Origin of the sequence: Streptomyces sp. 6-11-2, from assembly GCF_006540305.1 — a bacterium.
GTDB lineage: Bacteria > Actinomycetota > Actinomycetes > Streptomycetales > Streptomycetaceae > Streptomyces.
The window spans coordinates 87,760-113,548 of sequence record NZ_BJOR01000001.1 but is presented as its reverse complement, the minus strand read 5'-3'; the positions used below and the strand labels follow the sequence as shown (position 1 = coordinate 113,548).

The following is a 25,789-nucleotide window of genomic DNA, read 5'->3' as shown; positions in this document are numbered from 1 at the left end:
TTGTCGTGCAGAACGCCGCGCCGGTCGAAGACCTCGCCCGCCGTGCCGCCGCCGGTGACGGCGCCGCGCTGGAGGCCCTGCTCCAGCAGGTCCGGCCCGAGGTGGTCCGGCGCTGCGGGCGTTTCCTGCCCTGCCGCGAGGACGCCGAGGAAGCCGCGCAGGACGTGCTGCTCCAGATCGCGCGGAGGATCACCTCCTTCGAGGGCCGCAGCCGCTTCGGCACCTGGCTCTACACGGTCGTCGCCAACTGCTGCCGCCAGAAGTACCGGGAGCTCAAGCGCCGCGCCGCCGAGCAGCCCGCGCGGATCGAGCCCGCGCAGTACGCCGACCCGCGCACCACGAGCGTCATCGCGGGCTCCCGGGTGGACCTGCTGGAGGCGCTGGACCGGCTGGAGCGGGAGCATCCCCACCTGGTGGCTCCGCTGGTGTACCGGGACATCTGCCGGCTGGAGTACGCCGAGGCCGCCGAGCGGGCGGGCATCCCGCTGGGCACGCTCAAGTCGCGGCTGTACGAGGCACGGCGGCGGGTGCGGCCCTGGCTGGCCGACGGATCCTGAGGTCCGGCCGGGCTCACTCGTCGTCGAGCAGGCTGAGCTCCGCCCAGATCGTCTTGCCCTCGGCGGTGTGCCTGCTGCCCCACCTCCGGGTGAGCTGGGCGACCAGCAGCAGGCCGCGGCCGCCCTCGTCCCAGGTCTTGGCACGGCGCAGGTGCGGAGCGGTGTGGGTGGTGTCGGACACCTCGCAGGTCAGGTGCGACTCGTCGTGGATGAGCCGGAGCCGTATGGGCGGGGTGCCGTACCGGATCGCGTTGGTGACCAGCTCGCTGACCACCAGTTCGGTGGTGAACGCGGCCTCGCTCAGCCCCCAGTCGTCGAGCCGGTCGACGACCTGCTTGCGGACCGGCGCGACCAGTGACGGGTCGGCGGGGATCTCCCAGGTCGCCACCTGGGAGGGCGGCAGGGCGCGGGTGCGGGCCAGCAGCAGCGCCGCGTCGTCGGAGGCGCCGCCCGCCGGCAGCAGGGTGTGCAGGACGCGGTCGCAGATCTCCTCCAGCGAGCCGCTGCGGGCGGCCAGCGCCTCGCACAGCAGCCGGTGCCCGGCGTCGGTTTCCCGCTCGCGGCTCTCGACCAGTCCGTCGGTGTAGAAGGACAGCACGCTGCCTTCCGGCAGTTGGAGCTCGACGCTCTCGAACGGCAGCCCGCCCAGGCCCAGCGGCGGACCGGAGGGCAGCTCGACCCGGCGGGGCGGGCCGTCCGGCGGGACCAGCACCGGCGGCGGGTGCCCGGCGCGGGCGAGCGTGCAGCGCTGGGAGACCGGGTCGTACACCGCGTACAGACAGGTCGCGCCGACCTCGCCGGGCCGTCCCTCGGCCCCGGCCTCGGCGGACAACCGGGCCACCACGTCGTCCAGATGGGTGAGCAGCTCGTCCGGGGCGAGATCGATGTCGGCGAGGGTGCGTACGGCGGTGCGCAGCCGGCCCATGCTGGCCGAGGCCTGCACGCCGTGCCCGAGGACGTCCCCGACGACCAGGGCGACCCGCGTCCCGGACAGCGGGATCACGTCGAACCAGTCGCCGCCCACCCCGGCCCGGGCCGCCGGGAGGTAGCGGGAGGCCGCTTCCACCGCGGCGGTCCGCGGCAGGCTGCGCGGCAGCAGGCTGCGCTGGAGGGCGAGGGCGGTCTCCCGCTCGCGGGAGTAGCGCCGGGCGTTGTCGACGCAGACGGCGGCGCGGGCCGTGACCTCCTCGGCCAGCAGCACGTCGTCGGGCATGAACGGGGCGGGCTGCCGGAACCGGGTGAACACGGCGACCCCGAGGGTCACGCCCCTGGCCCGGATCGGCACGGACATCGTAGCGTGGACGCCGAGTTCGCGGGCGTGCAGGCGGCGCACCGGGTCCCAGGACAGCCACTTCTCGAGGTCGCCCGACTCCTTGGAGATCACCACGGAGTGGCCCGTGACCAGGGAGGCGCCCTGTGGGGAGGTGGCCGGGTACAGCTCGGTCCGCCCGGCGACGGCCAGCGCCTCCGGGCTGCCCGCGTTGACGGAGCGGTGGGCGGCCCGGCGCAGCACGACCGGCATCGTCACCGGCCCGGTGAGCGGTTCCCCGCCGTGCTCGGGCGGATCCAGCAGGTCGACGCTGACGAAGTCGGCGAGGGCCGGGACGCAGACGTCGGCGAGTTCCTGCGCCGTCCGGGCGACGTCGAGGGTGGTGCCGATGCGGACACTCGCCTCGTTGACCAGTTGCAGCCGTTCGCGCGCCCGGTACTGCTCGGTGAAGTCGTGCGCGGCGACGCACACCCCGCGCACCCGTCCCTGCCGGTCGGTGATCGGGGACATCCGGGCCAGCCAGGCGGTCACCTGGCCGTCGCCGCCTATCGGCACATATGTCCGCACGTCGTTCCCCCGGCCGGTGGTGAGGACCCGGTGCATGTGCCGCTCGAAGTCCTCGCTCTGCCGGCGGCCGCCGATCTCGGAGAGGCGCAGGCCCCGCAGCCGATCGGCCGGCACCCCGAGCACGTCCGCCATGGCGGCGTTCATCCCGTGCAGCCGCAGCCGCTCGTCGTAGATCGCCACGGCGCAGGGGGACTGCATGAGCTCGGCCCGGACCAGCGGGTCGTCGGGGTCCGGGGGCCCGCCGCCCTCCAGCGGGGTGACCAGGAGCCAGTTGCCGCCGTCCTCGGGGCGCCGGTGGTGGGCCAGGACCCAGACGGGCACGGCACGCCCGTCGCGGTGACGCACGGTCAGCGTGCCGTTCCAGCGCGGCTCGTCGGGAAGAGGGGTGTCCGGGCCGTCGGCCAGCAGGGTCGCGGCCCGCTCGCCCAGCACCTCCTCGGGCGCCCAGCCGAGCAGCCGGCGCGCGCCCTCGTTCCATTCGACGAGGACGCCGTGCTCGTCGATGACGGCCCGAGCCGTGGCGGCATCGTCGAACGGATACACGGGGCTCATCGTCGCCACTCCATCGCGCACACTCACAGTGAACAGGTGCGTCACTTCCGTTCCAGCCTAGTGCGTACCGGCGCCGTACGGACGGCGACCCCCCTGCCGGTCGAACGCGGTCACGCGGCAGGGGGATCGCCGCGCGGCGCGCCGGCGCCGGGGACGGACGCGTCGGCGCCGCGGGGGGAAGGCCGGGGCGGCCGTCCGGCGGGAAGGCCGTGCCGGCGGCCCGGGAGGCAACACGTCCCGTCGGGACCGTTGACGGATGTCATGGCTGCAACAAGCATGGTGCCTTCACCCTTGGGAGCGCTCCCATGGGCGCCGCCCGTACCTCCTCCGAGGAGCTCAGACGTGAAACGACGCAGAACCACCCTGCTGTCCGTGGCAGCCCTGCTCGCGGCGGCCCTCACCACCCTGCCGTCCGCCCCGCGGGCCCTGGCCGACGAGGTCGAGCAGGTCAGGAACGGCACCTTCGACACCACCGCCGAGCCGTGGTGGACGACCAGCAACGTCACCACGGGCCTGTCCGACGGCCGGCTGTGCGCGGACGTGCCCGGCGGGACCGCCAACCGCTGGGACGCCGCCGTCGGACAGAACGACATCACCCTGGTGAAGGGCGAGACCTACCGGCTCTCGTTCACGGCGACCGGCACCCCCGACGGGCATGTCGTACGGGCGCTCGCGGGGCTCTCGGTGGCGCCGTACGACACCTGGTTCGAGGTGAGCCCGCAGCTGAGCGTCTCGGGGAACGCCTACTCCTACACCTTCACGTCCCCCGTCGACACCACCCAGGGCCAGGTCGCCTTCCAGCTCGGCGGCACCGCGGACCCCTGGCGCTTCTGCCTGGACGACGTGTCGCTCCTCGGCGGCGTCCCGCCGGAGGTGTACGAGCCCGACACCGGGCCGCGGGTACGGGTCAACCAGGTCGGCTATCTGCCCGGCGGCCCCAAGAACGCCACGCTGGTCACCGATGCCGGCGCCAAGCTGCCGTGGCGGCTGCGCGACGCCCGCGGGACCGTCGTGGCCCACGGCTGGAGCGCGCCGCGGGGCACGGACGTCTCCTCGGGGCAGAGGGTGCACTCGATCGACTTCGGCACCTACAAGGGGAGCGGCAAGGGCTTCACGCTGGTCGCCGACGGCGAGACGAGCCACCCGTTCGACATCGGCGCCGGTGTCTACGACCAGCTCCGCCTGGACTCGCTCAAGCACTACTACACCCAGCGCAGCGGCATCCCGATCCGCGAGGACCTGCGGCCCGGCTACGCCCGCCCGGCCGGCCACCTGAACGCCGCCCCCAACCAGGGCGACGCCAAGGTGCCCTGCCAACCGGGCCTGTGCGACTACACGCTGGACGTCACCGGCGGCTGGTACGACGCCGGCGACCACGGCAAGTACGTCGTCAACGGCGGCATCACGACCTGGGGACTGCTGAGCACCTACGAGCGCACCCTGCACGCGCGCACCGCCCGGCCCGCGAGCCTCGGTGACCGGACGCTCGCCCTCCCGGAGAGCGGCAACAAGGTGCCCGACATCCTGGACGAGGCCCGCTGGGAGCTGGAGTTCCTGCTGAAGATGCAGGTGCCCGCCGGGAAGCCGCTGGCCGGCATGGCGCACAGCAAGGTCCACGACGAGCAGTGGACGGGGCTGCCTCTGCTGCCGAGCCAGGACCCGCAGAAGCGCGAACTGCACCGGCCGACCACCGAGGCGACCCTGAACCTGGCGGCGACGGCCGCGCAGGCGGCCCGCCTCTACGAGCCCTACGACCGTGCGTTCGCGGCGAAGGCCCTGCGGGCCGCGCGCACGGCCTGGACCGCGGCCCTCGCCCATCCCGCCGTCCACCCGGACCCGGACGACGGCATCGGCGGCGGCGCCTACCCCGACGACAACGCCACCGACGAGTTCTACTGGGCGGCCGCCGAGCTGTACCTCACCACCGGTGAGCGGCAGTTCGCCGACTACGTGACCAGGTCCCCCCTGCACACGGCCGACATCTTCGGCAGCGTCAGCTTCGACTGGGCCGCCACCGCGGTGCCGGCCCGCCTCGACCTCGCCGCCGTCCCGAGCAAGCTGTCCGGCCGGGAGAAGGTGCGCCAGTCGGTGATCAAGGGCGCGGACAAGTACCTCGCCACGCTGAAGGCGCAGCCCTACGGCATGCCGTACGCGCCCGCGAACAACATGTACGACTGGGGCTCCAACAGCCAGATCCTCAACAACGCCCGCGTCCTCGCCGCCGCCTACGACCTCGACGGCGCCACCAAGTACCGCGACGGCGCGGTGCAGAGCATGGACTACATCCTGGGCCGCAACGCCCTCAACATCTCCTACGTCACCGGCTACGGCACGGTCAGCTCCCACAACCAGCACAGCCGCTGGTACGCCCACGAGCTCGAGCCGAGCCTGCCGAACCCGCCCAGGGGCACCGTCGCGGGCGGGGCCAACTCCAGCATTCAGGACCCGTACGCGCAGAGCAAACTCCAGGGCTGCGTGGGCCAGTTCTGCTACATCGACGACATCGAGTCCTGGTCGACCAACGAGACGGCCATCAACTGGAACGCGGCGCTGGCCTGGATGGCCTCCTTCGCGGCGGACCAGGGCCGGCAGGCCGGGCCGCCCGCTCACCCCGGACGGGGCTGAGCGGGCCCGACCGCAGGAGCGCCGCCGCGTCCCCAGCGGAGCGGCGGCGCGCGGCCCCGACTGCCGCGGATCCGTCCCTCGGTACCGCTGTCCCGTCGCTGTGACCAGCGGATATTTACGGGAAAGTACCCGCGCGGTACCGTGTGGACCATGCCAGCTCTGAATGTGGAGTTCAGCGACCGCGAGCTCGAGGACCTGCGCCAGATCGCCAAGGAACGCGGCACGTCGATGAAGGCACTGGTGCGCGAGGCCGCCGCCGCGGACATAGCCCGGCACCGGGCCCTCCAGGAGGGCGCCGAGGCCTTCCGGCGGTTCTTCACCGCCCACGCGGACGAGTTCGCGACGGCCTTTCCCGAGGACGAGACAGCCACGAAGGGCGAGGGGCGGGCGGCCTGACCGATGACCCCCGTCATCCACATCGACGTGCCCTGGCTGCTCCAGCGCCACGAGGAGGTCCTGCCGGACCAGCCCGCCGTCGACGACTTCTCGGCCCTGGTGGCCGCGGTCGCCCGCCACCGTGTCGACCCGCCGCGTCTCGGCGTCAATTCGGATCCCGCCTGGCGGGCCGCCGCCCTGCTGCACACCCTCGCCGTGCTCAAACCCCTGCCGTCGGCCAACGCCCGTTTCGCCTGCGCGACGGCCGTGGCCTACATGTTCGTCAGCGGCGTCGGCATCGACCCGCCCTACGGCGCGCTCGTCGACCTCACCCGCGACCTGATGTCCGGCAAGGCCGACGTCTACGGCGCCGCCGACCGCCTGCGCTCCTGGGAGATCTGACACCGCTCGCCATAGGCCCCCGGGGCCGCCGGCCGTGGGGCGGGAGGAACACGGTCGGCGGCCCGGCGCGCGCAGGAGAGCCGACGTCCCGCGCCGGGCCCTGGAGAGGCCGAAACCAGTGCACTCCCGGGCCGGTCGCGCGGGGAGCGTGCGCGGCGCCGATGTGTGCGCGTGCTTCACACGGGGCGCACGGCGACGACGGGAACGCGTAGGCGTGCACCGCTCGGTGGTGTACGCCCACAGCGCCCGGTGACGTCCCGCTTCCTGAATTTCCGTCAATGATGCCCGTGTTGTCGGGATGTCTTGTTGTGTGTCAATGAGCTGTGCAAGGCTGAGCGGCCCGTGCGTGGGCAAGGGCCGGTCCTGAAGGGACAGTTGGGGAGTCGAGCCGATTCGTCCGCCGGCCGTGTGCCAGACCCGCGGGCCCGCTCCACACAGGTACGTACCAAAGGAAGCCTCTTCGTGCCCACCCCCCACCCCTCCCGTCCTCCCAGCCCGCCGCCCGGCGGGATCCCCGGGGAGTCCGACGAATCCCTCGCCGCCCGGCTCACCGGCAGCACGGACGACGAAGTCGGCCACTGCGTCGCCCTGCTGATCGCCCGCCACTGGCAGCCGGTCCACGACTACGCGGTGATCTGCCTCGCCTCCCCGGCGCCCCTCGCGGCCATGGTGGCCTCGGCCGCCTTCCATCAGGTCTTCGACCGGCTGACCCTGGGCGAGCCGGGCACCGCGCTGCGCCCCCGGCTGCTGCTGACCGTGCGGGACACGGTCCGGCTGTGGGCCGCCGAGGACCGCGTGTCCGCCGCCCTGCCCGAGCTGCACAAACCCGCCGGTGGCCGGGGCATGCGGGCCGCCGCGACCCTGGTCCCGGAGAACCGCCGGCTCGCCCAGCGGTCCTTCGAGGGCCTCGTCCCGGCCGCCCGGTGCCTGCTGTGGCACACCGAGGTGGAGGCCGAACCGCTCGGCGTCCCGGCCGGGTTGCTGGGCATGGACCCCGACACCGCCTCCCGCACCCTGGAGGAGGCCAGGGACAAGTTCCGCGAGGGCTGCGTGCGCGCCCACCGCGACCTCGCGCCGACCGACGACTGCCGCTTCTACAACCGGCTGCTCGACGTGCCGATCCGCCGCGGCGGTGCCCTGCTGCCGGACGTCGAGCGGCATCTGGACGACTGCCGCTACTGCCGCGACGCCGCCGTGCAGCTCGGCCAGGTGGAGAACGCACCGGGCGTGCTGCTCGCCGAGGCGGTGCTCGGCTGGGGCGCCCGCCGCTACGTCGACTCCCGCCCGGGCCGCGCCGGGCACGCCGCGCGCACGAAAGGCTCCGCCCGGCACGGCGGGGGACGGTCGGCCGGCTCCGGCCGGCGCCGGCTGCTGTCCCGGATCGCCGCTCCGGTCCGCCGCGCCCCGGGCGGCCCGCGGTCGTCCCGGGCGCTGCGCACCGGTCTCGGCCTCGTCTCCGCCTCCCTGCTCGCGACCGTGCTCGGCGTCAGCCTGTGGTCGCACGGCGACGGCACCGCCCCGGCCGCGTCAACCGGCGCGTCCGGCACGCGGGACACGGCGCACGGTGCCGGGTCCGAGGCCCCGTCCGGCGGTTCCGCGGCACCCGGCACCGCCTTGCCGTCCCCGTCGACCGAGGAGGCCCGGCTGCGCAACATCGCGGCCGGCCTGTGCCTGGCCGTCCGGGGCGAGCCGAAGGCCGGAGCGGCCACCGCACTGGCCGAGTGCTCCTCGGCCTGGAGCCAGCGGTGGACGCTGGAGGACGACGGGCTGCTGCGCAGCGTCGCCGACCCCGGGCTGTGCCTGGACTCGCACGCGGACGCGGGCGTGGTCGTCCTCGGCACCTGCGCGGAGGCCGGTGACGAGCGGGGCCCCGACGTGCGCTACGACGTGGGCGCGCGCGGAGAGTTGCTGCCCCGCTGGGGTGAAGGACTCGCCCTGACCTCCGCCTCGCCGCAGGCGGACGCGGACATCGTCGTCAAGGTCGGCGACGGCACGGCCGCGCAGCGCTGGGCGGCCGACTCCGCTTCGGTGACTCCGGGGCCGCTGTCGGTCGCCGGGCCGGGCACGCCGTCCGCCCGCGGGGCCGCACCGCCGGACGTCACCATGTGAGCGGTCGTGGCCGGCCCGGCGTGTCCCGTCAGGGCGAGCGTGAGGTCGAACTCCGCGAGCAGACAGCGGATCACGTGCTCGACGCCCGCCTGGCCGTCCAGGCCGAGCCCGTACGCGTACGGCCGGCCCAGCAGCACCGCCCGCGCACCGAGGGCGAGCGCCTTGAACATGTCGTCCCCGGTGCGCACACCGCTGTCGAACAGGACCGTCAGCCGGTCGCCGACCGCCTCGGCCACCCGGGGCAGCGCGTCGGCGGCCGCGACGGAGCCGGCCACCTGGCGCCCGCCGTGGTTCGACACCACCACGCCGTCCATACCGGCGTCGGAGGCCAGGCGCGCGTCGTCGGGGTGCAGGATGCCCTTCAGGACGATCGGGCCGTCCCAGTTCTCCCGCAGGAAGGCCAGATCCGGCCAGGTCTTGCCGGGGTCGGCGAACATGCCCACGAAGTGCAGCACCGCCGCGTTGGGATCCTCGTGCACCGGCTTCGCCAGACCCGCCCGGAAGGCCGGGTCGGAGAAGTAGTTGGCGGTGCCCACGCCGTGCAGGAACGGCAGGTACGCCTGGTCCAGATCGCGGGGCCGCCAGGCCAGCAGCGGTGTGTCCAGGGTGACCACCAGGACGCTGAACCCGGACGCCCCGGCCCGGCTCAACAGGCTCCGGGTCACCTCGCGGTCCTTGGCCCAGTACAGCTGGAACCAGCGCTCGGCGTCCCCCATCGCCTCGGCGACCTGCTCCATGGGCGTGCTGGAGGCCGACGACAGGACGAACGGCACGCCCTGCGCCGCGGCGGCACGTGCCGCCGCCGGCTCCGCGTCCGGGTGCAGGATCGACAGCACCCCGACCGGCGCCAGCGCCAGCGGGGCCGGCAGGGTCCGGCCGAGCACCTCCACCGACAGATCGCGCGCGTGGACGTCCCGGAGCATGCGCGGCACGATCCGGCGCCGGTCCAGGGCGGCCCGGTTGGCCCGCGCCGTACTGCCGTTGCCCGCGCTGCCCGTCACATAGCCCATCGGGCCGGGGCCGAGCCGTCGCCCGGTCAGCTCCTCCAGGCGGGTCAGGTCGGTGGGCAGCCGCGGTACCGCGCCCGTCATGCCGTTGAGATAGATCTCGTACTGGAAGTCCGCCCAGTGCTTCGCCATCCGTCCCTCCCGAAGTCGCCCGTCACGCGCGTGACCCGACGATACTGGCCGGTAGGCGCGGGCCGGCACCTCCGGGAACCGACCGCCCGCTCGTCAGTCCGCGGCCGCGGACTCGACCAGGATCCGGGCCAGTTCGCCCGGCCGGGAGAACATCGGCCAGTGGCCGGTGTCCATCTCCACCAGCTCCCATCGCTCGCTCTTCAGCGCCTCGGCCACGACGGGCATCGGCTCGGCCCCGTCCAGAAGGCACTTGACGTACGTCGCGGGCAGCTCGTCCAGCGGACGCTTCAGCACGGCCGGTTCGGTGAGCGAGGCGCCGGGGTGCGGCGTGCCCTCGGTGACGATGCGCTGGATCTGCTCGTCGGTCAGCTCCTGGCCGGCGTAGTCGTCCGGAGGGAGGGGTGGCCAGGTGCCGTCGTTCGCGTCGAGCTCCCGGCGGACCTGGTCGCCGCCGATGCCCGACACGAACGCCTTGCCGTCCAGTGGCACGTTGGAGTCGACGAACACAACGCGCCGCAGCCTGTCGCCGATCCGCTCGGCGGCCTGACCGACCGGGATGCCCGAGTAGCTGTGCCCGACGAGGACGGCGTCCCGCAGATCGTGGCGCTCCACGTGGCCGACGATGTCCTGGACGTGGGTCCGCTGCCCGGCCGGCAGGTCCCTCTTCTCGGCGAGACCGCTGAGGGTGAGGGCGTGGACGTCGTGCCCGGCCTCCCGCAGGCCGGGCACGACCTCGTCCCACGCCCAAGCACCCAGCCACGCGCCGGCCACCAATACGAAGTGAGTCATGCCGGCCAACGTACCGGGCGGGTGTGACAACGCTCCGCGATTCGCGCACCGCCGACTCGCGCGGCCGCCCGCGCTGGCGGGCCGCCTCGCGGACCGGTCAGCCGGCCTCGGCGGGCACCGGCACCACGGCGCCGTCCTGCGCGCCCGGTCCGGTGACCGGCGGCACCGGGACGTCGACGGCACGGGCCAGCCGCGGACCCTCGGGACCGTAGACCGCCCGGGGCTCGGGGAACAGCCACAGCAGCGCCAGGAACAGCACCGCGGCCGACGCCAGCGACAGCGGCAGGCTGATGTCGACGCCGTTCGCCACGTCGCCCAGGGGGCCGACGAACTGCCCCGGGATGTTGGTGAACAGCACCCCGATGAGCGCCGACACCCACCAGGCGGTCAGGCCGCGCCAGTTCCAGCCGTGCGTGAACCAGTACCGGCCGCCGCGCTGACGGCGGTTGAAGACCTGGAGAGCGTCCGGGTCGTACCAGCCGCGGCGGGTGTAGAAGCCGAGCATCATCACGACCATCCATGGCGTGGTGCAGGTAACGATCATCGTGGCGAACGTCGAGATCGACTGCACCAGGTTCAGCGCGAACCGTCCGATGAAGATGAACGCGAAGGCCAGCAGTCCGACCAGCACGGTCGCCCGCACCCGGGACAGCCACGGAACCACCGAGGCGAAGTCCAGACCGGTGCCGTACAGGGAGGTCGTGCCGGTCGACATGCCGCCGATCAGCGCGAGCAGGCACACCGGCAGGAAGAACCAGCTCGGCGAGATCGCGAGCAGCCCGCCGACGAAGTCCGGAGCGGCGGGGTCCACGTACGCGGGGGCCTTGGTGGCGATGATGCTCGCCGCCGCCAGGCCGAAGACGAACGGCAGCAGGGTGGCGATCTGCGCCAGGAACGCGGCGCCGACCACCCGGCGGCGCGGGGCGTCGGCCGGGATGTAGCGCGACCAGTCGCCGAGGAACGCGCCGAAGGAGACCGGGTTGGACAGCACGATCAGGGCCGCGCCGATGAACGACGGCCAGAACATCGACCGCGTGGCCGCGTCCGCCGAGGCGGTGAACACCCCGGCGTACCCCGGGTCGAAGTCCCCGGCGAACGCGACCGCGCCGAGCAGGAACAGCACGCTCGCGGAGGTCACCGCGATCTTGTTGACGAACAGCATGAAGCGGAAGCCGTACACGCAGACCACGAGGACCAGCGCGGCGAACAGCGCGTAGGCGACGGCGTACGAGGCGGTGCCGCGCGGCAGGCCGAAGAGCCGGTGCGCGCCGCCGACCAGCGCGTCGCCGGAGCTCCACACCGAGATGGAGAAGAACGCGGTGGCGGTCAGCAGCGACAGGAACGAGCCGACCACGCGGCCGTGGACACCCAGGTGCGCCGAGGACGAGACCGCGTTGTTGGTGCCGTTGACGGGGCCGAACACCGCCATCGGGCACAGGATCAGCGCTCCCGCGACGACCCCGAGGACGGTGGCCGCCAGGCCCTGCCAGAAGGAGAGGCCGAACAGGATCGGGAAGGCGCCCAGTACACAGGTGGAGAAGGTGTTCGCGCCGCCGAAGGCGATGCGGAACAGGTCCAGGGGCCTGGCGGAGCGGTCGGCGTCGGGGATGCGCTCGATGCCGTGGCTCTCGACCTCGGTGAGGGACGGCGTGGCGGGGGAGGGGGCGGGCGGCTGGGCCTGCGGTGACTGCTGCGGGGACATGGGAGCTCCATCGGAGGACGGCGGTGGAGCGCGTGGTGGCGCGGCGGGTGGACGGGCGCTCGCCGGCGCGGGGTGTGCGGCGGGGAAAGGGCACCGTCCTCGGGGGTCCGCTGACGCTAAGGCGCCGCGCGTGAGCCGCACCAGAGGACGGTTCGTCCATCTTTCACGGCACCGGTGGATGAATCCTCCACCCTTCGTTCACCCCTCCCCGTCGCGGGTGCCCCGGCCGCGGGTGTCCTCGTCGTGAGCCTCCTCGTCGTGGGCGTCCTCCGGCCGGGCATCGGGTCCCTGGGCCCGGACCCGCTGTACGTGTTCCAGCGACGCGCGCAGTTCCCCGAGCCAGTCGTCGGTGTGCCGCTGGACCAGGCGCACGCACCAGGCGAGGGCGTCGCTGCGGCTGCGGGCGACGCCACCCGCGATCAGGGTGTCGAGGACCTGGCGCTCGGGCTGGCGCAGCCGGGTCATGACGGGCGCGGCGACATGCGTGAACAGCGCGCGCCGCCCGGCGCACTCCACGCCCCAGGACACCTTCCGGCCGAACCGGTGCTCGGCCTCGCGGGCCACCGCCATCCGGTCCTCCCGGGTGCGCTCCCGGAACTCCCCCACCCGGCCCTCGACGGCCGCCTCCCGCTCCGCGGGCCCGGCGTCCCCGGCGAGCCGGGGCGCGGGAATCCGGCCGATGACGGTGATCTCCTCGCGGTCCACCGCCACTTCGACCAGTTTCTCGAACAGATCGTCCGGCAGACGGCCGGCGAACCAGCCGCGCACTTTCTCTCGCTGCTCTGTCGTAATCATGTAATGACCATTACGCAGCTCGTACATGAACACAAGGGGTCGCGGACAAGTCCGCCGAGAGCGGAACGGGAGTGTTTCAGGACGATTGACGAGCGCGGGGAAACAGGCCATCCGGCCGGATCCGATGATCGCCGGGCCCATGGACAAAGGGCTGCCGCCGCGGCGTTCCGTGACTTCGCGCCACTGATTCAATACGCAAGGTTACCGAAACCCGCGGGTTCGACGTGAGTTTCCGCCCCGGACTCGGCAGACTCCCGCACGCCGCTCCGGCACCGACCGAGCCGGGGCCGGCACCCGACGACTTCCAGCGGAAGGAAGCACACGATGCGGAACACCGCGCGCTGGGCAGTGACCCTCGGCCTGACGGCCACCGCCGTCTGCGGGCCCCTCACGGCGCCGGCCCTCGCCGGCCCAGCACCGGCCGCCGCCGGCCTCTACGCCCCCTCGGCCCTGGTACTCACCGTGGGGCACGGCGTCGGCGCGGCGAACGCCGCGCCGGAGCGCGCCGTGACCCTGAGCTGCGCGCCGACGTCCTTCGGCACCCACCCGGCCGCGACCGAGGCGTGCGCGGAACTGCGCGGCGCGAACGGTGACTTCGCCGCGCTGACGGCGGACGACCGGGTGGCGTGCACCAGGGAGTACAACCCCGTGGTGGTCACGGCCCAGGGCGTCTGGCAGGGCAGGCGCGTCTCCTACGAGCGCACCTATGCCAACGAGTGCGTGAAGAACGCTTCAATGACGAGCGTCTTCGCGTTCTGAGACCGGGATCGCGCGTTCCTCGCACGCACCTGAAGGGTCCCGTGACTGGGGAGTGCGGGCCCTGCCGCGGGGACCGGGCGATTCCGCACAAAGGGACCGGCGGGCGGAGTGGGGCCGCCCGCCGGTCCCTGGCATCGGCGGAGCGCCCCTGGCGTCGGCCGGAGCGTACCCGGGGCCGAGTGCCTGCGAGTGAAGGCCGTCGCGCCCGGCCCGGCGGTTCCACGTGTTTCGCACGGGCCCGGGCCGGTACATTCCGTCGACGCCCGACCCCTGCGAGCGGACGAAGGACTGATCCCCATGCCCGTCGATCTCACCGGCACCTTTCTGCGGCTCGGCGACGGCCGCCCCGCCCTCCGCTTCACCCGCACTTACGGCCACCCCGTGGACCGCGTCTGGCATGTCGTGACCGACCCCGACGAACTCGCGCGGTGGTTCCCGTTCCGCGCCGAGATGGACCTGCGGCCCGGCGGCACCATCGCCTTCCGTGGGGAGACGGGCGCGGAGGAGTTCACCGGCATCGTGCTCGCCGTCGACCCGCCCCGGCACCTGTCCTTCGCGTGGGGCGGCGGCGAACTCCACTTCGACCTCGAGGAACTCGACGAACCCGACGACGGACACACCCGCTTCACCCTCACCGACGTCCTCGCCGCCGAGGACACCGCCGCCCGCAACGGCGCCGGCTGGGAGGTCTGCCTGGCCGCCCTGGACGCCCTGGCGCGCGGCGAACGCTTCGAGGGACCGCACGCCGGGGTCCACGCCCCGTGGAAGGGCTTCTACGAGGCGTACGTCGCCGCCGGAGTCCCCTCCGGAGCCCCCATCCCGGGCCAAGACTGAACGGCCCGGTCCAGAAACCAACCGTCAGGACCGGCCCTCACGCCATCTGCCGCCGCACCAGTTCGTGCAGCCGCCCGCCCGTGTCCGCGAGCAGTTCGGCGGGCGGCCCCTGCTGGATGACCTTGCCGTCCTCCATCACGACGACCCGGTCGGCGTCCAGCACCGTCGACAGCCGGTGCGCGATGACGACGCGGGTGGCGTTCAGCTTGCGGGTGCTCTCGATCACCGTGCGCTGCGTGTCGTTGTCCAGCGCGCTGGTCGCCTCGTCGAAGAAGAGGATCCGCGGCCGGCGCACCAGGGCCTGGGCGATCATCAGCCGCTGCCGCTGGCCGCCGGAGACCGCCCCGCTTCCCGAGACGAGCGTGTGCAGGCCCATCGGCATCCGCTCGATGTCCCGCGCCAGCCCCGCCAGTTCGGCCGCCGCCATCGCCTCCTCGGCCGTGCACGGCTCCGTGCCGCGGATGACGTCCAGGATCGATCCGGTGAACGGCTGCGCGTGCTGGAGCACGACACCGCACTGCCGGCGCACGGCCGACTGGTCCAGGGCCGCCAGGTCCTGACCGTCGTACAGCACGCTGCCGGACAGCGGCCGGTCGAACCCGATCAGCAGCCTCAGCAGCGTCGACTTTCCGCAGCCGCTGGGTCCGACGACCGCCACGAACTCGCCCGGCCGCACCGCGAAGGACACGTCGTCGAGGACCAGCGGCCCGTCGTCGGTGTAGCGGAACGACAGCCGCCGCGCCTCGATCGCCCCGGACAGCGGCCCCGGCCGGGTACTGGCCGTGCGCACCTCCGGCGTGGCGTCCAGCACCGGCCTGATCTCCTCCAGCAGCGGCAGCGCGGCCACCGCCGAGACGAAGGCGCCGGTCAGCTGGGTGACCGAGGTCAGCAGCATCGTCACCGAGGTGTTGAAGGCCAGGAAGGCCGCCGCCGACATCGAGCCGCGCGCCGGGCCCGCCAGCAGCATGAACATCAGCAGCGTGCACACCGGCAGGTACACCGCGCCCAGCACTGTGGTGAGGTTCTTGATCCGGCCCACCTTCTGCTGAAGTTCACGGCTGTGCGCGAACTGGGACGCCCAGGCGGCGTACGCGTAGTTCTCGGCCGCCGCCACCCGCAGCTTCGGCAGTCCGCGCAGCGTCTGGAAGGCCCGGTTGTTCAGCTTGTTGGTGAGCACCACAAGACGCCGCTGCCACCGCGCCTGCCACAGCCCGAGCCCGAGGAACACGGCACCGATCACCACGAGCATGCCGAGCGCCGCCAGCGCCATGGAGGCGCTGTACCAGAACAGCAGCGCAAGGTTCATCGCGCCCACGGTCACCGACTGGACGACCACCGGGCCGACCCCCGCCAGCAGCCGGCGGATCGCGCTGACCCCCATGGCCGCGCTCGCCAGTTCGCCGGTGGACCGCTCGGTGAAGAACTTCGTCGGCAGCCGCAGCAGCCGGTCCCACACGGCCGACTGGAGGGTGGCCTCGATACGCCCCTCCAGCCGCAGCACGGTCAGGTTCTGCAGCAGCGTGAAGGCCGCCGCCACCACACTGCTGATGATCACGGCCAGACACACCTGCACGATCAGGCCCTGCTCGGCCCTGGGCACGTACTGGCCGAGCACCTTGCCGGTCGCGATGGGCACCAGCGCCCCGAGGGCGACCGTCACCAACCCGGCGGACAGCAGGCTCAGCAGATCACCGCCGGTACCGCGCAGACTGAACCGCAGCAGCCCGAGCGGGCCGATCCGGCGGTCGGGCAGCGGCCGGTAGAACATCACCGCGCGCGGCTCGAACTCCTCCGCGTTCGCCCTCTCCACCGGGTTCTCCCGCCCGGTGGCCGGGTGCACGGCGACGTATCCGCCGCGCCGCCACAGCAGCGCGACCGGCGCCCCGGACAACGCCCGGTGGCCCACCAGCGGGCCGATGTTCTCCCGCCACCAGCGGCCCTGGAGGCGTACGGCCCTGGTGCGCACCCGGGAGGCCAGGGCGACCCGCTCCACCGGGTCCAGCCGGTCGCTCTCGGTGCCGGCCTGGGGCGGTGCGGCCAGCGTGATCCCGGCGGCCCGGGCGACCAGTTCGCAGGCCGCGTAACCGGCGTCGGCGTCGGCGGCCGTGGGCCGCCCCGCCGAGGACCGGCCGATGGACGCCAGCAGCGTCCGGTCGGCCTGGGCGCGCACCGCCTCACCGGCCTTGATACCGGCCGCCGTCCGGGTCTCGTGAGTGCGCTCCAGCTGTTCGATCCAGCGGTCCAGGGCGGTCAGCAGCCGGTACTGCTGATCGACCATGCTCTGCCACAGGGCGGGGTCCATCAGCAGATCGGCCGCGGCCTGGGCGCCGTACAGCGACCCGTACTGCACGCTGCCCGGCGGGACCTGCATCCAGAACACGTCGTCGTCCGTGGGCGCCGCCGCCCGCTCCTCGGCCATGGGCGCCTGGAAGAGCACGGACAGGCCGCGGCCGACTCCGAGCGCGAGGGCGTACTCCAGCGGGCTGGTCTGCGGCGGAACGTACTGGGGGTTGCCGTACTCGTCGTACGACCAGGTCTGGGTGCCGGCCGGCTGGTACAGCTCGCGCAGCCCGATGCGGCCCACCACGCAGTCCCGCAGCGGGCGTGCGACCAGGGTGTGCCGCGGGCCCGCGACGGGACCGAGGAGCAGCGAGCCCGCCTCCAGCCGCCCCAGGTGGTGCCAGTGCCCCTGCTCCGCCGCGTCGACCGCGAACAGGTCCACCGCGCCCGCCGCGATCAGCCACAGCTCCTGAGGGCCCGCCAGGTCGAGCCGGTTGAAGCCCGAGCAGTCGATCGGCGTACCCAGGGAGCCGAGCGCGCCCAGTACCAGGTCCGGTTCGCCCGCTGTCGTCATCTCACCGCTCCCTGACCAGCGCCGCGTACGCGCCGCCGTGCGCGACCAGTTCCTCGTGCCGCCCGCGTTCGACGACCGTGCCGTGCTGGAGCACGACGATCTCGTCGCTGTCGCGCACGGTGGACAGCCGGTGCGCGATCACCACGCAGGCGCAGCCGCGCCGCCGCAGGTTGTCCATCACGACCCGCTCGGTCTCGGCGTCCAGGGCGCTGGTCACCTCGTCGAGCACGAGGATGCTGGGCCGGCGCACCAACGCGCGGGCGATCTCCAGGCGTTGGCGCTGCCCGCCGGAGAAGTTGCGGCCGTCCTGCTCGACCCCGCTGTGGATGCCGCCGGGGCGGCGCGTCACGACCTCGTACAGGGCCGCGTCGCGCAACGCCTCCACCACGGCGTCGTCCGGGATCGACGGGTCCCACAGGGCCACGTTGTCGCGGACCGTGCCCTCGAAGAGGAACACGTCCTGGTCGACGAAGGACACGGAGGCCGCCAGCGCCCCGCGCGGGATGTCCTCCAGGCGCTGCCCGTCGATGCGGATCACTCCGTCCCAGGGCGTGTACAGGCCCGAGATCAGGCGGGAGACCGTCGACTTGCCGCTGCCCGAGCCGCCGACGAGCGCCACCTGCCGGCCGGGTCCGACGGTCAGGTCGAAGCCGGTCAGCAGCGGCTTGTCCAGCGGGCTGTAGCCGAAGGTGATGTTCTCCAGCTCCACGTGCCCGCGCAGCCGCCGGGTGGAGTCCCCGCCGCCGGGGCGGGTGTACAGGGGGTCGGCCTGGAAGTTCTCGACGTCCTTGAGCCGGGCCACGTCCGCCGCGAAGTCCTGGATGCGGCCCGCGACGCCGTTGAGCCGGGTCAGTGGCGCGGTGAACCGGGTCACCAGCGCCTGGAACGCGACCAGCAGTCCGACCGAGATGTGCCCCTCGACGGCCCGCATTCCGCCGATCCACAGGATCAGCGCGCTGTTGAGGGTGGCGAGCGCCGGTGCGACCATGCCCAGCCAGGCGGTCGGCACCCCGAGCCGCTGCTGCTCCTCCAGGGTGGCGGCGTGCTGCCCGGCCCACTTGCGGAAGTAGCCGTCCTCGCCGCCGGTCGCCTTCATCGTCTCGATCAACTGGAGCCCGGTGTAGGCGGTGTTGGTCAACCGGGCGTTGTCCGCGCGCAGCTTCGCCGTCCGGGTGGCGCGCAGCCGTACGACGACCCGCATCGCCACGACGTTCAGCAGGGCCACGCCGATGCCGACGAACGTCAGCTGCGGGTCGTAGGTGTAGAGCAGCAGCGCGTACAGCACCACGACCACCGCGTCGACTCCGGCCGCCGCCAGGTCGCGGGCGAGGGTCTCGGCCACCTGGTCGTTGGAGGCCAGCCGCTGCACCAGGTCGGCCGGGCTGCGCTGGGCGAAGAACGTGACCGGCAGCCGCAGCAGATGCCGCAGGAAGCGGGCGCCGGCGAGCGTGGAGGAGATGACGCGCCCGTGCAGCAGGTTGGCCTGCTGCAACCAGGTCAGCACGACGGTGAGCAGCACGCATGCGCCCATCGACGCGAACAGCACGCCCAGCAGGGAGGTCTGGCCGCCGATCAGGTAGGTGTCGATGTAGGTCCGGCCGAGCGCGGGCACCGCCGCGCCGACCACGACCAGCAGCAGACTGGCCAGCACCGCCGCCGGCATCGTCCCCGCGGTGCCGCGCATCCGGGCCGGGAGGGCGCCCAGCACTCCGGGTTTGCGGCCGCCCCGCTCGAAGTCCTCGCCGGGCTCCATCACCAGCACGACACCGGTGTAGCTGGTGTCGAAGTCCTCCATGGGCACGAACCGGCGGCCCTTGCCGGGGTCGTTGACGAACACCCCACGCCGGCCGAGTCGGCGGCCCATGCCGTCGTAGACGACGTAGTGGTTGAACTCCCAGAAGAGAACGGCCGGCGCCTTCACCCCGGCGAGGGCGGCGGTGTCCATCTGCATGCCCTTGGCCGTCAGACCGTAACCGCGGGCCGCCTTCAGCAGGTTGCTCGCCCGTGAGCCGTCCCGGGAGACGCCGCAGGCGATGCGCAGCTCCTCCAGCGGGACATGGCGGCCGTAGTGGCCGAGGACCATGGCGAGCGAGGCGGCGCCGCACTCCACGGCCTCCATCTGGAGCACGGTGGGCGTGCGGACCGTCAGGCCCCGCCCTTTGGGGACGGGCCGTGCGGGCCGGGCGGCGCGCCGGCGGCCGCGGGTCTCCTGGGTGGTGGTCACGGCAGCAGCCAATCGAGGGGACGCTGGTCGGCCAGCCGGATCGAGGCGGCGGCCGGGGTCATGGAGTCGAGCCGGTACGGCGGTCCGCCGGCGGACGACCACGCGAGGCCGCTCTCCGTCGCGGACGAGGTGTCGAGCCGGACGAGTACGGCGACGGGCCGGCCCTTCCGGGTGAACTGCTCGCCCAGCTGGCCGTCCCCGAGGAAGGCGGCGATCCGCTGGGCGGACTGGGCCGACCGGTCCACCGTCCTCACATGGCCGCGCAGCACGCCGTAGCGCTGGGCGGGCACCGAGGAGACGGTCAGGTCGACCGAGGCGCCGGCGGGAATGGCGGCGGCGTTCTCGGCGGGCACGTACACGGTCGCGTACAGCGGGTCGGAGGCATGGGCGACCTTCTCCACGGCCGCGACGTCCGCGCCGGTGGAGACGATCTGGCCGATGGTGGCGGCGAGCGTGGTGATCCGGCCGGCGGCCACCGTGCGCAGGGTCTCCTCGCCCCGGCCGGTACGCACCGTGAGCACGGGCGAGTTCGCGGGCAGCCGCTCGCCCTCCTTGGCGAGGACCGCGGTGACCTGTCCGGCGACCGGGCTCTGCAGGACGTAACTGCCCTGCCCGTGCGTGAGGATGGCCGGCGCGCCGACGGTGGACGCCACCGATCCGGTCACGGCCCACAGGGACGCGGCCGCCATGGCGACGAGGGTGACGGACAGGACGAGCCATCCCTGGGGGCGGGCGAGCCGCACCGGGAGGTCGAGTTCTTCCGGCGACTGGAGCTTGGCGAGGGCCTGTTGTCGGAACTGCACGTTATGGCTTCCTGCGGCAACCGCGAGCCCCGGAACCGGCGTGCGGTCCCGGGACTCGGCGGCAACGAGGTGCGATCAGAGACCGGCGACCAGGTTGGCGACCGGGGCGGTGCTCAGACCGGTGGCACCCTCGACCGTGCCGACGGCCGTGTTCACCACGCCGGAGACCGGGACAACGCTGTCCACCAGGCCGGTGGCGGTGCCCAGGGCGTTCACGGACAGACCGCCGGAGACGTTGTCGAGCTCGGCGTCGGAGATCTCGGCGGTCTCAACCTGGGGGGTGGGGTTCATGATGGAACGTCCCTTCATATGGATGTCTCACAAGGGGGGAGCGGCCTTCTCTGGGGAAAGACGGCCGCGACCGCGGGTACCGGGCCCCTTCCCGAGCGCCCGGCTGGGGTCCCGCGCTGCGATGGATGTAAGCACGGTGCGGCCCGCCGATTCCACTCAACCAGGCCTCCCACCAGGGCACTTGTCGATGTGACCGGGGAAGCGTGCAGGCTCGGCAACGGCGTGGCGGCGACTTCTTCACACACCGCACCGCATCGGCGCACCGCCTCCCTTGCCCTTGCGCCGGTGCGTCCGGAACCGGGCCCCGAAGCCCTCGCAGGGGGCGCGCGGCTGTGCAGATCCTCCGACCGCGGTGACTTCGTTGGGCATTCGATGTGCAGATTCGCTGAAGCCTGGATTCCGCTTGCTGTTCGCAACCGTCCGTCGCCGTGCGGTCGCGGAGCGTCCCATCGGCCACTGCTGGCCCAGGGAGTTGGCCGATTCGGCATGGTCCGTGAGGAGTTGGCGATCGGGATTGAACGCGTCGCCCGCCCCCTGCGTACCAACTGCCGTCCAGGCGTCCCCCAACCGCCACCGGACGGCGGTACAGGCCCCGTCCCCAGGAGGTCGAGAAGTTTGAGTCACAAGCGAATTCCGAAGCGCAAGGCCGCTATAGCGGCGGGCGGCGTGGTGGCGCTCGGTGCGGCGGCGGTGCTGCTCCCGAACGCCAACGCCTCCCAGGACGGCGCGGCGGGCGACGCCACTCCCAGGACCCTCAGGGCCGCGGACGCCTCGGGCCTTTCCGCGCAACTCGCCACGGCGCTCGGCGACTCCTTCGCGGGCTCCTACTACGACAGCGCCGAACGGCGGCTCGTCGTCAACGTGGTGGGCGGCGACTCCGGCATGGTCCTCCGGGCGAAGAAGGCGGGCGCGTCCGTCCGCCAGGTCGGCAACAGCACCGCCGCCCTGAACTCCGCGGCCCGGACCCTGAAGGCCGAGGCCTCCATCCCCGGCACCTCCTGGGCCGTGGACCCCCGCACCAACAAGGTCGTGGTCACCGCCGACAGCACGGTCACCGGCGCCAGGTGGAACAGGCTCCGGTCCACCGTCCGCGGCCTCGGCTCCGGCATGGCGACCCTGAAGAAGTCCGCCGGCACCTTCAAGACCTTCGCCTCCGGCGGCGACGCCATCTTCGCCCGGACGCAGGGCGGCACCGTCCGCTGCTCCCTCGGCTTCAACGTCACCGCAGGCGACGGCAGTCCCGCCTTCCTGACCGCCGGGCACTGCGGCGTCGCGGCCGAGCAGTGGTCCGACTCCCAGAACGGCGCGCCGGTGGCCACCGTGGACCAGGCCACCTTCCCCGGCAGCGACCTCGCCCTCGTCACGTACGACGACCCGGGCACGCAGGCGCCGAGCGCGGTCGACGTCGGCAACGGGCAGAGCGTCGAGATCACCGGGGCGGCCGAGGCCACCGTCGGCGCGACGGTGTTCCGCATGGGCAGCACCACCGGACTGCACAACGGCACGGTCACCGGCCTCGACGCCACCGTCAACTTCCAGAGCGAGACCGGCGGTGTCGACACCGTCACGGGCCTCATCCAGACCAACGTCTGCGCCGAGCCCGGCGACAGCGGCGGCCCGCTGTTCACACAGGACGGCGGCGCGGTCGGCCTCACCTCGGGCGGCAGCGGCGACTGCATCCGGGGCGGCGAAACCTTCTTCCAGCCGGTCACCACCGCCCTCCAGGCGACGGGCGCGACGCTCGGCGCGGGCGACGGCGGCGGCGCGGCCGGCGACGCGGCCGGCGACGCCGGAGACGCAGGCGACCAGCAGCCCGGCGCCGGCCAGTCCGACACCGACCCGTCCGGTGCGGGTGACCGCCAGTCCGGCGCGGGTGGCCACAACTCCGGTCCCGCGTACGGCTCCGGGCGCACCCGGACCCCCTGAACGGCCCCCGGGCGGCTACCCCCTGAGCCGCTCGCCCCGGGCCGCTGACCGGCTCCCCCCACGCCACCGACCGGCCTGCCGGCCGGCGGTGCCCGCCGGTCAGTGGATCGGTCCGGCCCTCCCGGCGGAGGGCCGGACCGATCGGTCGTCCGGCAGCCGGGCCCTCCGCCGCGCGCTCCGCCACACGTGCGAACCTTTCGGGCGTCGTCCACCCCGGAACTCCCGGAACTGTCACAGGGGCTGCGTAATCGTCCGATACACGCTGTAATGACCAATGTGGTCAGTGAGGGCGCTACTGCACGAAGAACGACAACCCCGCGGGCCGAACTCGCTCTCAGAACGCTCACCTCCGCACCGGCGACCGCCGACCGGCTGCGCCGCGTGCTGGAGCAGGCCCTGGTCTTCACCGGGGCCGCGTTCGCCGGCGTCTACATCCGTGCCGCGACGGGCGAGCTGCTGTGCCTGTCCGAGTCGGTCGGCGTCCCGCGGACCCTGTACGGGCTGCGGGACAGCTACCCCCTGGCCGGAGGGTCCCCCGCGGCGGACGCCTGCCGCTCCGGCCGGCCCGTGTGGCTGCGACCCGAGGACCTCGCCGGCTCCGCCGCCTTCCGGCGGATGCCGGCCGAAGACGTCTTCTCCCTGGCCGCGTTACCCCTGCGCGGGCCGGACGGCGGCGTGCTGCTCGCCGTCACCGACGAGCCGGGCGGCTTCGACGGCGAGGGCCGCGCGTGCCTCGAACTGATCGCCGAGGCCGTCGCGTGCCCCGACGCCGCGGAGGCCGTCCAGGGCGAGGAACTGCCGCCGGACGCGTTCAGCCTCGCCATGGACAGCGGGAGAGTGGAGGTCGGCGACCGCATCCTGGACCTGTTCGGCATCACCCGGCCCGGCTTCGACGGCAAGGTCGAGACACTGCTCGCGCTGACCGTGCCGGAAGACCTGCCGTCCCTGATGTCCGTGGTCGAGGCCGACCACATGTCCATCGGCGAACGCGAGCTGGAGTTCCGCGCCCTGCGACCGGGCGGCCAACCCAGGTGGCTGCGGCTGCGCGGACGGCTGCTGCCCGGCGGCGAGGGCCGTCCGGCCCGCCTGGTCGGCACCGTCGCCGACGCCTCCACGCTGCGCCCCGGCGTCAACGACGTCGCCCGCGTCCAGCGGCTCGCCGCCGCCCTGGCGACCGCGGGCACCGTCCGGGACGTCGGCCAGGCGGTGGTGTCCGCGCTGCGCGCACCGCTGCGGGCCGACCGGATCGCGCTCGCCGAGCTGGAGAACGACCGGCTCGTCGTCACCGTCCTCGACCCGCCCGAACCGGATGCCTGGCCCGAGCTGTGGCGCCTTCAGTGGCGCACCGAGTGGCCGGACGCGCCCGTGCGGGCCATGCCCACCCTGGCCGCCGCCCTGCGCGAGGGCCGCGCCCAGATCTGGCCCGCCGGGGCCACCCTCGAACCGGCCCTCGCCGACGTCGGCCCGGGCGGCCTCGCGGTGCTGCCGCTGCCCGCGGCCGGCCGCATGGCGGGCGCCTGCCTGATCGGCTGGGACACCCCGCACGACTTCGGCCCCGACGAACGCGCCCTGCTCACCGCCTCGGCCGGCCTGGCCGGACAGGCCCTGCTGCGCGCCCGCGCCTTCGACGCCGAGCACGAACTCGTCGGCATGCTCCAGCGCACCCTGCTGCCCAGCCGCCTGCCGCAACTGCCCGGCGCCGAGGCCGTGGCCCGCTATCTGCCGGCCACGGCCGGACTGGAGGTCGGCGGCGACTGGTACGACGTGATCCCGCTGCCCGACCACCGCGTGGCCCTCGTCATCGGCGACGTGCAGGGCCACAACGCGGGCGCCGCCACCCTGATGGGCCAGATGCGCACCGCCCTGCGCGCCTACGCAGCCGAGGGCCACCCGCCGGACGTGGTGGTCTCGCACGCCAACCGCCTCCTGCTGGAGATGGAGACCGACCTGTTCGCCACCTGCGCCTACGTCGAGGTCGACATGGAACAGGGCTCCGCCTGGTGCGTACGCGCCGGACACCCTCCGTTGGTGCTGCGCCACCCGGACGGCCGTACCGAGATCGCGGAGGCCGAGGGCGGGCCCCCGCTCGGCGTGCTGACGCAGGCCGACTTCCCGATGACCCCGCTGCGGCTGCAACCCGGCACGGTGCTCGCCCTGACCACCGACGGCCTGGTGGAGTCCGCGGACGCCGACATCGACGTGGGCATGGCCCGACTCGCCCACGACCTGGCCGCCGCCGACCCCTCCCATCTCGGCCTGGTCGCCGACGTCCTGCTGACCGGCGCGGGCCGCGACGACGACATCGCGCTGCTGCTGATGCGCTACGACGGCATGGCCGTACGCCCGCTCAGGGAGAGCTGGTCGGTGTGGCGGGTGCCCGAAGCGGTCCGGCACGCCCGCCGCTTCACCCGGCGCACCCTGCGTTCCTGGGGCGTCACGGAGGACACCGACGCCGTGCTCCTCGTGGTGTCCGAGCTGGTCACCAACGCCCTCGTGCACACCGACGGCCAGGTCCGCCTGGACCTCACCCTGGTCAACCGGCGGCTGCGCGTCGCCGTCGCCGACGCCTCGCCCCGCACCCCGGTCAAGCCGACCAGCATCGGCTGGCAGGCCACCGGCGGCCGGGGCATCCTCCTCGTCGAGGCCATGTCGGCGACCTGGGGCACCGTGCCGGCCGGCGGCGGCAAGCAGGTGTGGAGCGAGCTGGCGCTCTGAGCCCGCCCGCGGCGCCGCGACCCGCCACACGGGTGTGCCGCGTCCCCGCCCGGCAGGTCGGGACTGCCGCGTGCGCCGGTCGTGCTTAGGGTCCTGGGCTGTGTCACACACCTTCGAAGAGCTCGTGGCCAAGCAGCGGGCGGCCGACGAGGCACACGACCGGGTCGAGCAGCTGCGGCAGAACTACGGACCGCCCGCGCAGGCGCAGTGGACCGGAACGCAGAGCGAGACGTACGAGACGGCCTGGCGGGCCTGGCGGGACCTGGCCCGTGATCTCCAGGCCGCCCTGAGCGAGTACGCGAGCGACGCGGGCAAGCCGCGCACCGAGATCGAGGCCGGCGTGGAGAGGGCCGCGCGGTCGGCCCCGGAGGCGGGCGAAGGCGGCCGGGACGAGGGCGGCGGAGCGGAGGAGCCGTGAGCCCGGCACGGCGCGGGCGCCCCGTACGCGGTGCCGGACCCGGTGAGCGGTTCACCGGCTTCCTGGACGCCCGGCTGCCGCTG

18 protein-coding genes and 1 pseudogene are annotated in these 25,789 nt (G+C 73.6%); 10 read left to right on the top strand and 9 right to left on the bottom strand.

All coding sequences use genetic code 11. The features are described from left to right. Positions 1–5: 5 nt before the first annotated feature. The gene (locus TNCT6_RS00525; RefSeq protein ID WP_141355484.1) at positions 6–557 is read left to right on the top strand and encodes an RNA polymerase sigma factor; all 552 of its coding nucleotides are present in this window, start codon (positions 6–8) and stop codon (positions 555–557) included. Between the two features lie 13 nt (positions 558–570). Here the strand turns inward: TNCT6_RS00525 and TNCT6_RS00520 are convergent, their stop codons facing one another. Next, entirely contained in the window at positions 571–2,946 is a 2,376-nt protein-coding gene (locus tag TNCT6_RS00520; protein WP_141355482.1) for a SpoIIE family protein phosphatase, read from the bottom strand. A 342-nt stretch (positions 2,947–3,288) separates the two neighbouring features. Between TNCT6_RS00520 and TNCT6_RS00515 the strand changes: the two genes are divergently transcribed. From TNCT6_RS00515 to TNCT6_RS00500, 4 genes are all read left to right on the top strand, one after another. After that, on the top strand, positions 3,289–5,571 hold the full coding sequence (locus TNCT6_RS00515) for a glycoside hydrolase family 9 protein (protein ID WP_141355480.1): 2,283 nt from the start codon (positions 3,289–3,291) through the stop codon (positions 5,569–5,571). A 150-nt stretch (positions 5,572–5,721) separates the two neighbouring features. After that, on the top strand, positions 5,722–5,967 hold the full coding sequence (locus TNCT6_RS00510) for a hypothetical protein (protein WP_100571383.1): 246 nt from the start codon (positions 5,722–5,724) through the stop codon (positions 5,965–5,967). 3 nt (positions 5,968–5,970) lie between these two features. Further along, positions 5,971–6,348 carry a toxin Doc gene (locus TNCT6_RS00505; RefSeq protein WP_141355478.1) on the top strand — a complete coding sequence of 126 codons (378 nt, stop codon included), beginning with the start codon at positions 5,971–5,973 and terminating at the stop codon, positions 6,346–6,348. Between the two features lie 462 nt (positions 6,349–6,810). Next, positions 6,811–8,457 carry an RICIN domain-containing protein gene (locus tag TNCT6_RS00500; protein ID WP_141355476.1) on the top strand — a complete coding sequence of 549 codons (1,647 nt, stop codon included), beginning with the start codon at positions 6,811–6,813 and terminating at the stop codon, positions 8,455–8,457. Positions 8,458–8,462: 5 nt separating this feature from the next. Here the strand turns inward: TNCT6_RS00500 and TNCT6_RS00495 are convergent. The 4 genes and pseudogenes from TNCT6_RS00495 to TNCT6_RS00480 form a co-directional block, all read right to left on the bottom strand. Beyond that, positions 8,463–9,596: pseudogene (locus TNCT6_RS00495) on the bottom strand (lactate 2-monooxygenase); the annotation flags it as partial. 93 nt (positions 9,597–9,689) lie between these two features. After that, positions 9,690–10,385: an alpha/beta fold hydrolase gene (locus tag TNCT6_RS00490; protein ID WP_141355474.1), complete on the bottom strand. Its 696-nt coding sequence runs from the start codon at positions 10,383–10,385 to the stop codon at positions 9,690–9,692. Between the two features lie 97 nt (positions 10,386–10,482). Then, entirely contained in the window at positions 10,483–12,087 is a 1,605-nt protein-coding gene (locus tag TNCT6_RS00485; RefSeq protein ID WP_141355472.1) for a cytosine permease, read from the bottom strand. Between the two features lie 198 nt (positions 12,088–12,285). Then, positions 12,286–12,882, bottom strand: a complete 597-nt coding sequence (locus TNCT6_RS00480; protein ID WP_141355470.1) for a hypothetical protein — start codon at positions 12,880–12,882, stop codon at positions 12,286–12,288. 324 nt (positions 12,883–13,206) lie between these two features. Here TNCT6_RS00480 and TNCT6_RS00475 point away from each other — a divergent pair, with 324 nt between their 5' ends. Both TNCT6_RS00475 and TNCT6_RS00470 read left to right on the top strand, forming a co-directional pair. Further along, on the top strand, positions 13,207–13,641 hold the full coding sequence (locus tag TNCT6_RS00475) for a subtilase-type protease inhibitor (RefSeq protein WP_141355468.1): 435 nt from the start codon (positions 13,207–13,209) through the stop codon (positions 13,639–13,641). Positions 13,642–13,938: 297 nt separating this feature from the next. Then, complete coding sequence (locus TNCT6_RS00470) at positions 13,939–14,475, top strand: SRPBCC family protein (protein WP_141355466.1); 537 nt, start codon at positions 13,939–13,941, stop codon at positions 14,473–14,475. 37 nt (positions 14,476–14,512) lie between these two features. Here TNCT6_RS00470 and TNCT6_RS00465 read toward each other — a convergent pair whose 3' ends face one another. From TNCT6_RS00465 to TNCT6_RS00450, 4 genes are all read right to left on the bottom strand, one after another. Then, entirely contained in the window at positions 14,513–17,329 is a 2,817-nt protein-coding gene (locus tag TNCT6_RS00465) for an NHLP bacteriocin export ABC transporter permease/ATPase subunit (protein WP_141355464.1), read from the bottom strand. Position 17,330: 1 nt separating this feature from the next. Further along, complete coding sequence (locus TNCT6_RS00460) at positions 17,331–19,553, bottom strand: NHLP family bacteriocin export ABC transporter peptidase/permease/ATPase subunit (protein WP_141355462.1); 2,223 nt, start codon at positions 19,551–19,553, stop codon at positions 17,331–17,333. Next, the gene (locus TNCT6_RS00455) at positions 19,550–20,356 is read right to left on the bottom strand and encodes an HlyD family efflux transporter periplasmic adaptor subunit (protein ID WP_141355460.1); all 807 of its coding nucleotides are present in this window, start codon (positions 20,354–20,356) and stop codon (positions 19,550–19,552) included. Before TNCT6_RS00455 ends, TNCT6_RS00460 begins: the two co-directional genes overlap by 4 nt. A gap of 75 nt (positions 20,357–20,431) precedes the next feature. Beyond that, positions 20,432–20,647: a type A2 lantipeptide gene (locus TNCT6_RS00450; RefSeq protein ID WP_141355458.1), complete on the bottom strand. Its 216-nt coding sequence runs from the start codon at positions 20,645–20,647 to the stop codon at positions 20,432–20,434. 615 nt (positions 20,648–21,262) lie between these two features. Between TNCT6_RS00450 and TNCT6_RS00445 the strand changes: the two genes are divergently transcribed. From TNCT6_RS00445 to TNCT6_RS00435, 3 genes are all read left to right on the top strand, one after another. Then, positions 21,263–22,573 (top strand): S1 family peptidase, encoded by a 1,311-nt coding sequence (locus tag TNCT6_RS00445; RefSeq protein WP_141355456.1) that lies wholly within the window; start codon positions 21,263–21,265, stop codon positions 22,571–22,573. A 267-nt stretch (positions 22,574–22,840) separates the two neighbouring features. Beyond that, positions 22,841–25,288, top strand: a complete 2,448-nt coding sequence (locus TNCT6_RS00440; protein ID WP_141355454.1) for a SpoIIE family protein phosphatase — start codon at positions 22,841–22,843, stop codon at positions 25,286–25,288. A 100-nt stretch (positions 25,289–25,388) separates the two neighbouring features. Beyond that, positions 25,389–25,706 (top strand): WXG100 family type VII secretion target, encoded by a 318-nt coding sequence (locus TNCT6_RS00435; protein WP_141355452.1) that lies wholly within the window; start codon positions 25,389–25,391, stop codon positions 25,704–25,706. Positions 25,707–25,789: the final 83 nt, after the last annotated feature.

What these genes read in the sequence shown, in the direction of transcription:
- TNCT6_RS00520 (WP_141355482.1), bottom strand. Translation starts at nt 2,946, where the DNA reads ATGAGCCCCGTGTATCCGTTCGACGATGCCGCCACGGCTCGGGCCGTC.
- TNCT6_RS00510 (WP_100571383.1), top strand. Translation starts at nt 5,722, where the DNA reads ATGCCAGCTCTGAATGTGGAGTTCAGCGACCGCGAGCTCGAGGACCTG.
- TNCT6_RS00505 (WP_141355478.1), top strand. Translation starts at nt 5,971, where the DNA reads ATGACCCCCGTCATCCACATCGACGTGCCCTGGCTGCTCCAGCGCCAC.
- TNCT6_RS00490 (WP_141355474.1), bottom strand. Translation starts at nt 10,385, where the DNA reads ATGACTCACTTCGTATTGGTGGCCGGCGCGTGGCTGGGTGCTTGGGCG.
- TNCT6_RS00485 (WP_141355472.1), bottom strand. Translation starts at nt 12,087, where the DNA reads ATGTCCCCGCAGCAGTCACCGCAGGCCCAGCCGCCCGCCCCCTCCCCC.
- TNCT6_RS00480 (WP_141355470.1), bottom strand. Translation starts at nt 12,882, where the DNA reads ATGATTACGACAGAGCAGCGAGAGAAAGTGCGCGGCTGGTTCGCCGGC.
- TNCT6_RS00475 (WP_141355468.1), top strand. Translation starts at nt 13,207, where the DNA reads ATGCGGAACACCGCGCGCTGGGCAGTGACCCTCGGCCTGACGGCCACC.
- TNCT6_RS00470 (WP_141355466.1), top strand. Translation starts at nt 13,939, where the DNA reads ATGCCCGTCGATCTCACCGGCACCTTTCTGCGGCTCGGCGACGGCCGC.
- TNCT6_RS00465 (WP_141355464.1), bottom strand. Translation starts at nt 17,329, where the DNA reads ATGACGACAGCGGGCGAACCGGACCTGGTACTGGGCGCGCTCGGCTCC.
- TNCT6_RS00450 (WP_141355458.1), bottom strand. Translation starts at nt 20,647, where the DNA reads ATGAACCCCACCCCCCAGGTTGAGACCGCCGAGATCTCCGACGCCGAG.
- TNCT6_RS00440 (WP_141355454.1), top strand. Translation starts at nt 22,841, where the DNA reads ATGACCAATGTGGTCAGTGAGGGCGCTACTGCACGAAGAACGACAACC.